This is a genomic window from Mycobacterium sp. SMC-21 (genome assembly GCF_045310825.1).
Taxonomy (GTDB): Bacteria; Actinomycetota; Actinomycetes; order Mycobacteriales; family Mycobacteriaceae; genus Mycobacterium.
Genome location: NZ_JBJIAO010000004.1, coordinates 301570 through 314422, shown reverse-complemented (window position 1 = coordinate 314422; position 12853 = coordinate 301570). Strand labels below are relative to the sequence as shown.

11 protein-coding genes are annotated in these 12853 nt (G+C 68.9%); 3 read left to right on the top strand and 8 right to left on the bottom strand.

What is annotated here, in order from left to right; all coding sequences use genetic code 11:
* Positions 1–130 precede the first annotated feature (130 nt).
* From zomB to glf, 5 genes are read right to left on the bottom strand one after another with little or no spacing between them, the layout of a single operon-like run.
* On the bottom strand, positions 131–2125 hold the full coding sequence (gene zomB, locus ACJH6H_RS07120) for a flagellar motor control protein ZomB (protein WP_371824498.1): 1995 nt from the start codon (positions 2123–2125) through the stop codon (positions 131–133).
* Complete coding sequence (locus ACJH6H_RS07115; RefSeq protein WP_212807536.1) at positions 2122–3036, bottom strand: decaprenyl-phosphate phosphoribosyltransferase; 915 nt, start codon at positions 3034–3036, stop codon at positions 2122–2124. The genes zomB and ACJH6H_RS07115 overlap by 4 nt, the downstream gene beginning before the upstream one ends.
* Positions 3033–3572 (bottom strand): phosphatase PAP2 family protein, encoded by a 540-nt coding sequence (locus ACJH6H_RS07110; RefSeq protein WP_212814508.1) that lies wholly within the window; start codon positions 3570–3572, stop codon positions 3033–3035. Before ACJH6H_RS07110 ends, ACJH6H_RS07115 begins: the two co-directional genes overlap by 4 nt.
* Positions 3573–3598: 26 nt before the next feature.
* Positions 3599–5548, bottom strand: coding sequence for a glycosyltransferase (locus ACJH6H_RS07105; RefSeq protein WP_212807538.1), 1950 nt, complete (start codon positions 5546–5548; stop codon positions 3599–3601).
* Positions 5549–5553: 5 nt separating this feature from the next.
* A complete protein-coding gene (gene glf / locus ACJH6H_RS07100) occupies positions 5554–6783 on the bottom strand; it encodes a UDP-galactopyranose mutase (RefSeq protein WP_212807540.1) in 1230 nt (409 codons plus the stop codon).
* 201 nt (positions 6784–6984) lie between these two features.
* On the opposite strand from glf, the gene ACJH6H_RS07095 reads away from it, so the two are divergent.
* On the top strand, positions 6985–7977 hold the full coding sequence (locus ACJH6H_RS07095; RefSeq protein WP_212807542.1) for a hypothetical protein: 993 nt from the start codon (positions 6985–6987) through the stop codon (positions 7975–7977).
* A gap of 155 nt (positions 7978–8132) precedes the next feature.
* Entirely contained in the window at positions 8133–9749 is a 1617-nt protein-coding gene (locus ACJH6H_RS07090; protein WP_212807544.1) for an N-acetylmuramoyl-L-alanine amidase, read from the top strand.
* Positions 9750–9759: 10 nt separating this feature from the next.
* Here the strand turns inward: ACJH6H_RS07090 and ACJH6H_RS07085 are convergent, their stop codons facing one another.
* From ACJH6H_RS07085 to ACJH6H_RS07075, 3 genes are read right to left on the bottom strand one after another with little or no spacing between them, the layout of a single operon-like run.
* Complete coding sequence (locus ACJH6H_RS07085) at positions 9760–10572, bottom strand: HAD family hydrolase (protein WP_212807546.1); 813 nt, start codon at positions 10570–10572, stop codon at positions 9760–9762.
* Complete coding sequence (locus ACJH6H_RS07080) at positions 10572–11309, bottom strand: 1-acyl-sn-glycerol-3-phosphate acyltransferase (protein WP_212807548.1); 738 nt, start codon at positions 11307–11309, stop codon at positions 10572–10574. The genes ACJH6H_RS07085 and ACJH6H_RS07080 overlap by 1 nt, the downstream gene beginning before the upstream one ends.
* Before the next feature lie 4 nt (positions 11310–11313).
* On the bottom strand, positions 11314–12087 hold the full coding sequence (locus ACJH6H_RS07075) for a 1-acyl-sn-glycerol-3-phosphate acyltransferase (RefSeq protein ID WP_212807550.1): 774 nt from the start codon (positions 12085–12087) through the stop codon (positions 11314–11316).
* Between the two features lie 52 nt (positions 12088–12139).
* Here ACJH6H_RS07075 and ACJH6H_RS07070 point away from each other — a divergent pair, with 52 nt between their 5' ends.
* The gene (locus ACJH6H_RS07070) at positions 12140–12817 is read left to right on the top strand and encodes an aminoglycoside 3'-phosphotransferase (RefSeq protein WP_212807552.1); all 678 of its coding nucleotides are present in this window, start codon (positions 12140–12142) and stop codon (positions 12815–12817) included.
* Positions 12818–12853: the final 36 nt, after the last annotated feature.

The following is a 12853-nucleotide window of genomic DNA, read 5'->3' as shown; positions in this document are numbered from 1 at the left end:
GACAACCCTCATCACCGCCTCTGCCGTTGAGGTGACGATCAGGCCGGGCGCACACGCCCGAGTGGTTATCGCCGCATGGTTCCCCGGCGTTACCTACGCTTCAGACCGTGCCAGCGCTCATGCGCTGAAACTACGGACCGGTAGCCGGTAAGCCAGTGTAAGGGGTCGACAGCCTCGGAGGCACATCGAGCTTGCACCTGTACAACTCGTATAACGGCACGCGATCGATCCGGTAACGCGTAAATGTGAACGCGTGTACCAGATTTGACATGAAGCGGTGAACGCCCATCGGGGCGCGCACCGAGCTCAGCATCGTCTCGGTCTCCGGGCATGTCAGCGCGACCGCTGCTTGGGCCACCCAGTCCTCGTCGAGATACGTCGGAATCCACGGGCGCTTGCGCAGGAACGGCCCCTCGGCCACCGCCCAGTCCGGGAACAGATCCTTGTCGTGACCGATGCGCGCGTCGTCCAGCCGTGCCGTGTGCGCGGCCAGCGGGTTGGCCAGCCCGATCTGGTCGATCACCCGGACCTCGAGCGGCAGGTTCATGCCCATCATGCCCAGGTTGGTGAAAAAGACTGTGTGTGGACCTTTTTCGAACCAGTTCGGCGGCGGCGGCGACGTCGGGTCCGGAACCGGCGGCGGCATGGCCGGAACCACGTCCCACTGGTCGTAGTTGCCCGACGGCAGCAGCAGCGCACCGACCGGGGTGTTGTCGATGGCCGCCAGCACCGCTCGCATGCGCGGGTAGTCCAGGTAGTCCGCGGCCGTCAGCGGATGCGCATGCCCGGTGGCCTGCGAATAGAAGCGCCGTTCGTCGACGATTCCCGAGTAGGTCACGCGGGTGGCGTCGTATCCGAGGCCCGGCGAGTTGGCCGCCCACAGCGACCAGCCGACCACCGCCAGCCACAGGGCCGCCGTCGTGCCGGCCAGCGCGTAGCCGACCTCGCGGGCGATGTTCTTGCCGTCGGGAAGCACGATCGGAATCACCGCAACCGGGATGACCAGGCAGAACAGCGGAACCAGCAACACCCGGCCGTGCATGAAGTCGCCGCCCTGACGCAGCCAGTACAGCCCCTGCACCAGGCCGCTGCCGGCCATGAAAATCACTACGGCAGTGGGACTTTGAACCCGGCGGGCCAGCGAGCTGTAGCCGCGCGGGGCCGTCTGGCCCCACCAGGGCCGGCTGTGAGTGACGAACAACACAATCGCCAGCGCCACGGTCAGCACCGCGGGGATCCACAACAGGTAGGGCCGGTTGAAGTTGCCGAGGTAGACGAACCCCTGCTGCCACTTGGAGCCGGTGGCGTCCTTGGCCAGCGCGGTGATGGGCACCAACAGGCCGTAGTAGCCCATCCGGAAGATCTCGTAGGCGATCGGGAGCAGGCCGCCGGCCACCACGATGACGAGGCGGCGGCGCCGGCCCCGGGCCGCGACCAGTTGCATGACGAGGGCCACCCCGCCGATCAGGGCGAGTTCGGGCCGCACCAGGACCGACAGGCCGGCCAGACAGGCCAGGGCGCCGTCGAACCGGGCGCTGGTGGCGTTGGCATCGGCTTCGCGGGCCTCGGGCGGGGCCACGGCCAAGGCCTGCGACCAGCACACCATCATCCACCAGAGCAGCCCCAGGTAGGCCATGATCAGGCCGTTCTCCAGGCCCGACGTCGCGAAGTCACGCGCCGGCGGCACGGCCATGTAGACGAGGGCGCCGGCCGGCACCAACAGCGCGCGACGCCCCCGCAGTCCGGGGGCGTACAGCCGGCCGGTGCCGAGCATCGCGAAGACCAGGCCCGCCACGCTCAGCGTCAGCGCCAATGCCAGGACCACGTACTCGAGCTGCACCGAGCCGCCGATCCAGGCCCCGAGGGTGACCAGATAGGTCCACAGCGTCGACGTGTTGGACTCGACGCGCTCACCGACGTTGAAGACGGGACCGTTGCCGGCCAACAGGTTTCGCACCGTACGCAGCACGATGAGGCCGTCGTCCGCGATCCACCGGCGCTGCCAGGCGCCCCAGCCGAACAACGCGGCAGACACCGCGACGCTCAACCACAGGCTGATCCGCGCGGCCCGGCCATACGGGAAGACCGGCCCGCGCAGCAATTGCCGAGCGGGCGAGTCGATCACCGGACCAGTCCGGGCAGAATCGCGGCGACCAGCGTGGCGACCAGGGCGACGCCCAGCAGCTGCAACACGCGGTCGTTCAGCACGATCTCCTCGGGTTCACCCGCTGCTCCGCTGTCGACATCGACGGCGTAGCGCAGGATCGCGACGGTGAACGGCACCATCGACACGGCGAACCACGGGCCCTTGTTGCCCTCGAAGGCCCACAGGCCGTAGCAGAGCACCACGGCCGTCGCCGACAGCGTCCAGACGAACCGCAGGTAGCTGCTGGTGTAGGACTCCAGCGCCTTACGGATCTTGGCGCCGGTGCGTTCGGCGAGTTGCAGTTCGGCGTAACGCTTTCCGGCCGACATGAACAGCGAGCCGAACGCGAACACCAGCAGGAACCACTTGGACAGCGGGATGCCGGCGGCCGCGCCACCGGCGATGGCGCGGATCAGGAATCCCGACGAATTGATGCAGATGTCCAGCACCGCTTGATGTTTCAGACCGAAGCAGTAAGCCAGCTGCGTCGCGAGATACACCGCCATGACGATCGCCAGGCTGGGCGTGAGCCACCACGAGATGGCCAGCGAGCCGACACCGAGCACGACGGCCAGCGAGTAGGCCAGCTGTACCGAGACGACACCGGCGGCGATGGGCCGGTATTGCTTGGTCGGGTGGACCCGGTCGGCCTCGACGTCACGGGCATCGTTGATGAGGTAGATACACGACGCGGCCATACAGAACACCACGAACGCGACACCGACGGCCTTGAAAACCTCGCTGTAGCTGTAGTGGGCCCCGACGCCGAGCGACGCCAGCGGTGCGGCCAGAACCAGGACGTTCTTCACCCATTGCCGCGGCCGCAGCGCCTTGACGATGCCGGCGGCCAGATTCTTCGGCGGCCCCAGCTCCTGCGTCTGTTCGGTCATACCCCAGCCTTCGGTTCGCGCTTGGCAGTTCGCTCCGAAACCGCCCCGACTGATTCGGCGACCACGGTTCCCACCACGACACCGGTGAGCACATCACTGGGGTAGTGCACGCCGAGAACCAAGCGGGACAACGCCATCGGCGGTACCAGGAACCACGGCAGCGACAGGCCCGTGGCCCGGCCGATCAGGATCGCGGCGGCGGTCGTCGACGTCGCATGCGCCGACGGGAAGCTCAGCCGGCTCGGGGTGCCGACGTTGACGGCGATGGCCGGGTGCTGCGGGCGTTCGCGCTTCACCACCCGCTTGATCAGGACGGCGGCCGCATGGGCGAGGAACGTGCCGACACCGGCCGTCACCCAGGCCCGGCGGCGCTGCGGCTGCAGCAGCGCGCCCAGACCGCACACGGCGAACCAGCCCAGGCTGTGCTCACCGAAGTACGACAGCGCCCGGGCGCCGGCAAGGACGCCGGGACGACCGGTCAGCGCGGACTGGACACCGACCAGGATGGCGTCCTCGCCGCGCGGCGCACTGGCGATGGCATCACCCTCGATACCTTCGAGGCTCACCGGGCACCAGCCGACTCGGGCTGGGAGGCCAGCAGCACGGTCTCCCACTTTTCCTTGCTCGTCAGCTCCGGCAGGGCGTTGCGGTACACCTTCCGCATGCGGTTGAACTTGCGGACCAGCAGCGCCTGACGCTTGAGCGACTCACGCAGCAACTCGAACATCTTCTCGCGGTCGCGCTGGCGGTAGACGACACCGCGGCCGTCGGCGGTGGTGACGGTGACACCGTCGACCATGCACAGCGAGAACCAGCGGGCATCCTGCGTCGCGACGTTGATCTGCGGCCGCACATGGTGTTCCGGGTCGTGCGGCTTGAGCTGGTTCACGACGCCGCGGGTGAGCCGGACCGCGATGGCGGGCAAGCTGGTGGGAATCTTGACCTTGCGGCGCCACTTCTTGTCCGACGGCGCGGGCAACGAGGTCGCGCTCTCCAGCACCACCGCGTCCGGGTACTCGGCACGCATGGCGCGCACCTCGGGCAGCGCGGACTCGAGGATGGTGAACAGGTTGTCCGGCCCGGCGAGGAAGTCGTCCATCGCCCGGTTCTGGATGGCCACCGTCGAATACTCAAGGCACAGAAGGTGTTTCATGGTCGCCTTGAAGTGGCTCGCCACCAGGCCACGGATGTTGCCGTCCCAGTGCAGCGCCGCCACGACGAGGCGGTTGCGCAGGTGGAAGTACGCCTGCCAGTCGATGGCGTCGTCCTTGTCGCTCCACGCCATGTGCCAGATCGCCGCCCCCGGCAGGGTCACCGTCGGGTAGCCGTGCTCGCCGGCACGCAGGCCGTAGTCTGCGTCGTCCCACTTGATGAACAGCGGCAGCGGCTGACCGAGTTCCTCGGCCACCGCGCGCGGGATCATGCACATCCACCAGCCGTTGTAATCGACGTCGATGCGGCGGTGCAGGATCCGGCTGCGGTACTCCTCCTCGTCGGCGAGGGGGTACTTCGCGAAGTTGTGGTCGTACTCGGCGTTGATGGCGTGCGTCCACATGAAGTTCGCCGAATCGACCATCTCGCCCATGACGTGCAGGTGCGAGGGTTCCTGCAGGTTGAGCATCTGGCCGCCGACCAGGGTCGGCGTCTTGGCGAACCGGTTGAACGCCAGCGCCCGCAGGATCGAGTCGGGCTCGACGCGGATGTCGTCGTCCATGAACAGAATCTGTTCGCAGTCAGTGTGTTTCAGCGCTTCGTACATGACGCGGCTGTAGCCGCCGGAGCCACCGAGGTTCGGCTGGTTGTGGATGGCCAGCCGGTCGGCCAGCGGCGCCGCGGCCGCCGCGAAGTCGGGGTGGTCCTTGACCTTGTTGGCGCCCTGATCGGACACGACGACCGCACCGATCACCTTGTCCACCAACGGATCCGACGTCAGCGCCGCGAGGGCGTTGACGGCGTCCGCCGGGCGGTTGAAGGTCGGGATACCGACGGTGATGTTCGCGCGGCCCGGCGCTTCCACGGGGGCGTACCACCCGGCGTTGTGCACCGTCACCGCGCTGTCGGTGGTGATGTCGAACCAGATCCAGCCGCCGTCCTCGAACGGCTCCAGGCCGATCTCGAACTCGACCACCGCCGGGAGGCCGTCCTCACCACTGGCGATCTCGCTGCCGCCCACGGTGATTCGCGCGCCGGTCGCCTTCGACCGGTAGACGTCGACACGGGCGCTGCCGGTCAGCTCGACGCGCAGCACCACCGACGTCAGGATCGTCCAGCGCCGCCAGTAGCTGGCCGGGAACGCGTTGAAGTAGGTGGCGAACGAAACCTCGGACTCCCCACCGATTTCCAGGGTGGTGCGGGTCGGGGCGTGCGCGCGCCGGGCGTTGGTGGACGACTCCTCGATGTACAGCTTGCGGACGTCGAGGGGCTCACCCGGACGGGGCAGGATGACCCGCGACAGCAGGCTCACCGCACGGGACTCTCCCGACGCCAGTGCGCCGGATGGGATGTCGCTCATGGTCTTCAGCTACTTTCTGCACCGGCGAGTGCCACGCCGTCACGAAGATGCGGCATCAGCACGTTGTCGTACATGTTCAGCGCACTGGCGATGGCCATGTGCATGTCGAGGTACTGATAGGTGCCCAACCGGCCCCCGAACAGCACCCGGTTCTCCTCGGTTTCGGCCTTGGCCCTGGCGCGGTAGGCCGCCAGGATCGCGCGATCCGAATCGGTGTTGATCGGGTAGTACGGCTCATCGTCGTCGTTGGCGAAGCGCGAGTACTCCCGCATGATGACGGTCTTGTCGGTCGGGTAATCCCGCTCGGGGTGGAAGTGCCGGAACTCGTGGATGCGGGTGAAGGGCACGTCGGGATCGTTGTAGTTCATGACGGGCGTGCCCTGGAAGTCCCCGATGGGCAGCACTTCCATCTCGAAGTCCAGGGTGCGCCAGCCCAGCCGCCCCTCGGAGTAGTCGAAGTAGCGGTCGAGCGGGCCGGTGTACAACACCGGCGCGTCGGGGTTCTCGGCCCGCAGCCGGTCGCGCACGTCGAACCAGTCGGTGTTCAGCACCACGTCGATGCGCTCGTCGGCGGCCATGTTCTCCAGCCAGGCGGTGTACCCGTCGACCGGCAGACCCTCGTAGGTGTCGTTGAAGTAGCGGTTGTCGAAGTTGTAGCGCACCGGCAGGCGGCTGATGATCGACGCGGGCAGATCCTTGGGATCGGTCTGCCACTGCTTGGCGGTGTAGCCCTTGACGAAGGCCTCGTAGAGCGGCCGGCCGATCAGCGAGATGGCCTTCTCTTCGAGGTTCTGCGCGTCGTCGGTGTTGATCTCGGCGGATTGCTCGGCGATCAGGGCGCGGGCCTCGTCCGGGCTGAAGTAGCGCCCGAAGAACTGCGACACCAGACCCAGCCCCATCGGGAACTGGTAGGCCTGGCCGTCGTACATGGCAAAGACGCGGTGCTGGTAGCCGGTGAAGTCGGTGAACTGCCGCACGTAGTCCCACACCCGCTGATTGGAGTTGTGGAACAGGTGCGCGCCGTACTTGTGCACCTCGATGCCGGTTTCGGGCTCGGCCTCGGAATAGGCGTTGCCGCCCAGGTGGTGACGGCGCTCGACGACCAGCACCCGCTTGTCGAGTTGGGTTGCCGCGCGCTCGGCAATCGTCAGTCCGAAGAATCCGGAGCCGACGACGATGAGGTCATAAGGGCCGGAGGACTGGGTCGCAGCGCCCCGGGAATCAGCGGAGGTCATCGGCGTTCAGGGTATCCGACAGAGGCCGTTCGGCCCGAAAACACCCGGTCGGGTCGGGCAGTGCGCGGGCCGGTCGCAATTCGCTCACGATTCCGCATCGTCACTCTAATCCCACTAATCACAGCTTTAACATCGATTGCGTCAGTACCGACGACTCAGCAAGCCAGCTCGAGCCGTACCCCACAGATTGAGGAGACTTCCGTGCCTAACCGACGTCGACGCAAGCTCTCGACAGCCATGAGCGCAGTCGCCGCCGTGGCCGTCGCAAGTCCGATCGCACTCGTGGCGGTCGCCGAGATGACCCCGGCAAACCCGACACCGCAGCACCGGGAATTCGTCCAGGCCGCGCTCGTGACCGACCTGCCCAACGAGGTCATGTCCGCGCTGTCGCAGGGCCTGTCCCAGTTCGGCGTCAACCTGCCGAACCTCATGGGCGGAGCCGCGAGCTCCCCCAGCCCGCTGACCGGTGGCCTGACCCCGCAGACCGGCCTGACCCCCGGCCTCGGTACCAGCCCCAGCCTGGGCACCACCCCCGGCCTGACCCCGCCGGCCGGCCTCACCCCGGCGGGTGGGCTCACTCCGCCGGCCGGTCTGACCCCGGGCCTGGGCACCACCCCGTCGACCGGGCTGACCGCGCCTGGCCTGACCCCGCCGACCGGGGCGACCGCACCCGGCCTGACCCCGCCGACCGGCCTGGGCGCCACCAGCCCGTCATCGCTGACCCCGGGCCTGGGCGCCCTGCCCAGCGCGGGTCTGACGACCCAGGGCGCGACCCTCCCGAGCGTGAGCACGCCCGGGTTGACCGCTCCCGGCCTGAACGCCACGGGTCTGACGACGCCGTCGATCAGCGCGAGCCCGGCGGGCCTCGGCACCGCAGGCATGCCCATGACCGATCCCAACGCGAGCCTGGGCCTCGGCCCGGGCCAGGGCCTCGGTGGCAGCTACCCCATCCTCGGCGACCCGTCGGTCGGCCTGGGTGGCGGTGACGGCCTCGGCCTCGGCGCGGCGCCGAGCAGCGGTGGCGGCGGGCTGATCAGCGACCTGACCAGCGCGGCCAACCAGCTGGGTGCGACGCAGGCGATCGACCTGCTGAAGGGCATGGTCGTGCCGGCCATCACGTCAGCGGTGAAGTCCGCCCAGGCCGCCCCCGCGGCAGCCGCTGCGGCCGCACCGGCACTGCCGGCCCCCGCGTGACATCTGTCATACACAACTGAAGACCTGTAACCGAGACGGCACCGCAGAAGCCACAAGGCTCTGCGGTGCCGTTGCGGCGTCTTGCAGAGAATTGACAGCCCAGTAATCCGTGTCGAAACACGGGTAACACCTGACACATACGTAACATTCGCGCTGTGCCGCGCCGTCGTCCCGCACCGTCAATACTGTTGTCCGCCCTGGCGGCGACCGTCGTGATGGTGCCGCTGGCCGTCAGCGGCATCCCCGGCATCCCCGGCCTGACCGACGACAAACCGTCCGCACCCGAGCTCCACACGCAGCCACTGGCCGGCGTCGGCGGCGGACAGACCGTCCGGGAAATTCACCAGGACACGCCCTTCTCCCTGGTCGCCCTCACGGCGTCGGACTTCACCGGAACCTCGGCGCGCGTGCGCGCCCAGAAGGCCGACGGAACCTGGGGCCCCTGGTACGAGGTCGAGGCGCCCGACGGCGTCGGGGAAGCGCATGCCACCACGCGCGGCACCGAACCCGTGTTCGTCGGCCGCACCAACACCGTCCAGATCGCGGTGACCCGGCCCGCCGAAGCCGCCGCCACGCCGCCGGCCGGCGACCGGCCGCAGGGCCCCGGCCTGGGATACCGCCCGGTCGACGTCGAAAAGCCGTTGGGCCCCAGCATGAAAGCGGTGCTCATCAGCCCGCCGGAGGCACCCGCGGACGTGCAGTTCCAGCCGACCGCGGTGTCGGCGCCCAACCAGCCGCCCAACATCATCAGCCGCGCCCAGTGGGGCGCCAACGAGAGCGTCCGCTGCGGACAACCGGTCTACGACCCGGGCGTGCGCGCGGCCATCGTGCACCACACCGCAGGCAGCAACGACTACGCGCCCGAGGATTCCGCGGGCATCGTCCGGTCGATCTACGAGTACCACACCCGCGAATTGGGTTGGTGCGACATCGCTTACAACGCCCTGGTCGACAAGTACGGACAGGTCTTCGAGGGCCGGTTCGGCGGCATGACGCGACCCGTGGAGGGCTCGCACACCGGTGGCTTCAACGTCGACACCTGGGGCGTGGCCATGCTCGGTGACTTCGACGCCGTGCCCCCGACGCCGTTGCAGCTCAAGATGACCGGCCGGCTCATCGGCTGGCGGCTGAGCCTGGACCACGTCAACCCCCTCGGCAGCGTGGTGCTGACGTCGGGTGGCGGCTCGTTCACCCACTTCCCCGCCGGCGCGACGCCGACGCTGCCGACGATCTTCACCCACCGCGATGTCGGCAACACCGACTGCCCGGGTAACGCCGCCTATGCCGCCATGGGCGAATTGCGGGACATCGCAGCCTCTTTCACCGCGCCGCCCGGCGCCCTGAGCGCGATGGACATGCTGCGCGGCGGCGCCATCTTCGACAAGTGGCAGGCGATGGGCGGGGCGTCCGGCCCTCTCGGTGTCGCCACCTCACCGGAGGCCGCGGCCGACGGTCACACCCGCTACGCGACCTTCGACCACGGCGCCATGTACTGGTCGCCGAACACCGGCGCCCAGCCGCTCACCGGAGCGCTGTACGACGCCTGGGGCGCACTGGGTTTCGAACGCGGCGCCCTCGGGCTGCCCACCAGCGGCGAGATCGCCGAACCCCAGTGGATCGTGCAGAACTTCCAGCACGGCACCCTCAACTTCGACCGCGAGAACGGCACCGTGACGCGCGTCATCGACGGTGTCCCACAAGAACTTCCGCCGCCGCCGAAGCAGGAGCCGGTGCAGCTCGAGCGGTTCAGCCGGATCGAGATGCAGAGCTAGCGGGCTCGGACTAGAGCCACCAGCGTTCGAGGACCCGGGCCACCCCGTCGTCACTGTTGGTCGTGGTGACCTCGTCGGCGGCCGCCAGGGCCTCCGGATGCGCATTGCCCATCGCCACGCCCAGCCCGGCCCAGGTCAGCATCGGGATGTCGTTGGGCATGTCGCCGAACGTCACGACGTCCTCGGCGGTGAGGCCCAACGGCCGGATGATCTCGGCGACGCCCGTCGCCTTGCTGATGCCCAGCGGCACGACCTCGATCAGCCCGTTGTTGGTCGAATAGGTCAGGTCACCCGTGACGCCGACGTGCGGCGCCAGCGCCGCGGCCAGATCGGCGCTGTGCGCGCCGGCCTTGCGGATCAACAGCTTCACCGCCGGCACGCTGAGCATGTCCTCGACCGAGACCTCGGTGTTGTCCGGGTTGTGCCAGGCATGCTCGTAGCCGGGCGAACTCGCGAACTGCGGCATCGACTCGTCGAACGCGGTGCGGCCCACCCGTTCGACCGCCAGCCCGACGCCGGGGATCACCCGGGTGGCGATCTCGGCCAACTCGCCCAACGCATCCGGGCTCAGGGTGTGGGCCGAGACGATCCGGTCGGCCGCGGAGTCGTAGAGCACCGCGCCGTTGGCGCACACCGCCATCGGCGACAGTCCCAGGGCGTCGACCACCGGGGGAATCCAGCGTGGCGGCCGGCCGGTGGCGAGCACGAACTTCGCGCCGTTCGCGACGGCGGCCTGCACGGCGGCGCGCGTCCGCGGCGTCACCCGCTCATGGGTGTCGAGCAGCGTGCCGTCGACGTCGGTGGCAATCAGTGCGGGCAGCATCACCGGCCCCCAGCTGCCCGGCGGGCCCGCTCGGCCTTCTCCAGCACTTCGGCCTCCTCGGGCGTCGGGGCGCCGCCGCCCAATCGGCTCGGCACCCAGTATTCACCCGGCGGGTGCGGGTACTCCTCCTGGACGGCGTGCAACTGCTCGGTCATCGTCTGCTGCAACGTCGCCATCACCTGCGCGACAGGACCGCTCGCCTCGATCGGCGCACCCACCCGAACGATGACGGGAATCTTCTTGCGCCCCAGCCGCTTCGGGTGATCCTTGGTCCACATCCGGTGCACGCCCCAGACGATCACCGGGATGATCGGCACCTGCGCGTCGAGCGCCATCCGCGCCACGCCGGTCTTGAACTCCTTGAGCTCGAAACTGCGGCTGATCGTGGCCTCCGGGTACACCCCGACCAGTTCCCCGGCGCGCAGTCGCTCGACGGCGATGGGATATGCGTCGCCACCGGAGCTGCGGTCGACGGGGATGAGCCCGGCGCGCTTGACCAGGAAATTGCCCATCGGCACCTGCTGCACCTCGGCCTTGAGCATGAAGCGGACCCGGCGCCGCCGATGCGTGGCGGCCAACCCGGCCGGCAAGAAGTCGACGTACGCGGTGTGGTTGATCGCGATCACCGCACCGCCCGTATCCGGAATGTGTTCCAGCCCTTGGTAAGTGATCCGGGTTCCCGTGGCGGCGACGGCCGCCTTGGCGGCAATCTCGATGCCGCGGAAAACTGGCTCCATGGCGCTACTCCGGCGCCCCTTCCGCCTGCCGCGCCGCCCGACGCGCCGCTTTCTCGCGGGCTTCGTCGAGGTCCATCTGGTCGGCCTCGGCCAGCGTCGGCGCGCCGCCGCCCAGCCGGTGCGGCACCCAGAACTCGCCCGCGGGATGTTCGGGGTAGCGGTCCTGGACTTCCGACAGCAGGTGCTGCATGCGGGCGTGCAGCAGCGCCGTCAGCTCGGCGGCGGGCAGCGTCGGGTAGATGGGCTCACCGACGTGGATGAAGATGGGCACCTTGGGACGGCGCATGTTGCGCGGATGACCCTTGGTCCAGATCCGCTGGGCACCCCAGATGATGTGCGGGACGATCGGCACGTCGGCCTCGATGGCCATGCGGGCCGCGCCCGACTTGAACGCCTTGATCTCGAAGCTGCGGCTGATGGTGGCCTCGGGGTACACGCCGACAAGCTCGCCTGCCTTGAGCTGCTTGACCGCCTCGGCGTAGGAGTCCGCGCCGCTGCCGCGGTCGACGGGGATGTGGCGCATCTTGCGCATCAGCCAGCCGCCGTACTTGTTGTCGAAGACTTCCTTCTTCGCCATGAACCGCACCTTGCGGCCGCGCTTCTGCATGACGGCGGGCAGCCCGGCGAACGTGAAGTCGAAGTAGCTGGTGTGGTTGATCGCCACCACCGCGCCGCCACTGACCGGCAGGTTCTCCGCGCCCGTCACGGTGAAGGTCAGACCCTGCGCCCGCCACACCGTGCGCGCCAGCTTGATCACGGTGCCATATACCGGTTCCACGGGGATCAGCCTAGTGCGGACCGTCGGTACCGTGCGTGGAAAGGTCGGGTGGGTGACCTTCCCCAGCGGACCCGTACCTGTTCCCGACGTCGTCGACACCCTCGCCGCCGGCCGTCCCGTCACCGCGGTCTGGGAGAACGAACTCGGCGGCGTGACGTTCGCCATCGGCGCCGGCGCCGAGTACGTGAAGACCTATCCCGCCGAGCACGCGCCGCTGCTGACCGACGAGGCCGTCCGGCTGCGCTGGGCCGTCCGGTACATAGCCGTCCCGCGCGTGCTCGGCGCGGGACCGGGCTGGCTGCACACCGCGGGCCTGCCCGGCCGCTCCGCCGTCGACCCGCTGTGGTCCGACGATCCCGAGACCGCGGCCCGCGCGATCGGGGCCGGCCTGCGGGCCATGCACGACGCGCTGCCCGTCGCGGACTGCCCGTTCGGGCGGCCCTCCTGGGTCGTCGACGTCCCCGATCCGGACCGCCTCGTGGTCTGCCACGGTGACGCGTGCTCGCCGAACACCCTGATGAGCGACGACGGCGCGTTCGTCGGGCACGTCGACATCGGGGACCTCGGGGTGGCCGACCGGTGGGCCGACCTCGCGATCGCCACCATGTCCCTGGACTGGAACTACCCCGGCAACTACGAGGCCGCCCTGCTGGACGCCTACGGGGTGGCGCGGGACGACGAACGCATCGACTACTACCGCTCGCTCTGGGACGCTCCGGAATCCAGCTAGACTCGCTGGCGAACTCGTCACCGCCAAAAGGGGCAT

Excerpts from the sequence above, each read along its gene's own strand:
- ACJH6H_RS07085 (WP_212807546.1), bottom strand. The coding sequence starts at position 10,572 with ATGCTGCCCGCACTGATTGCCACCGACGTCGACGGCACGCTGCTCGAC.
- glf (WP_212807540.1), bottom strand. The coding sequence starts at position 6,783 with ATGACCTCCGCTGATTCCCGGGGCGCTGCGACCCAGTCCTCCGGCCCT.
- ACJH6H_RS07105 (WP_212807538.1), bottom strand. The coding sequence starts at position 5,548 with ATGAGCGACATCCCATCCGGCGCACTGGCGTCGGGAGAGTCCCGTGCG.
- ACJH6H_RS07080 (WP_212807548.1), bottom strand. The coding sequence starts at position 11,309 with ATGGAGCCAGTTTTCCGCGGCATCGAGATTGCCGCCAAGGCGGCCGTC.
- ACJH6H_RS07115 (WP_212807536.1), bottom strand. The coding sequence starts at position 3,036 with ATGACCGAACAGACGCAGGAGCTGGGGCCGCCGAAGAATCTGGCCGCC.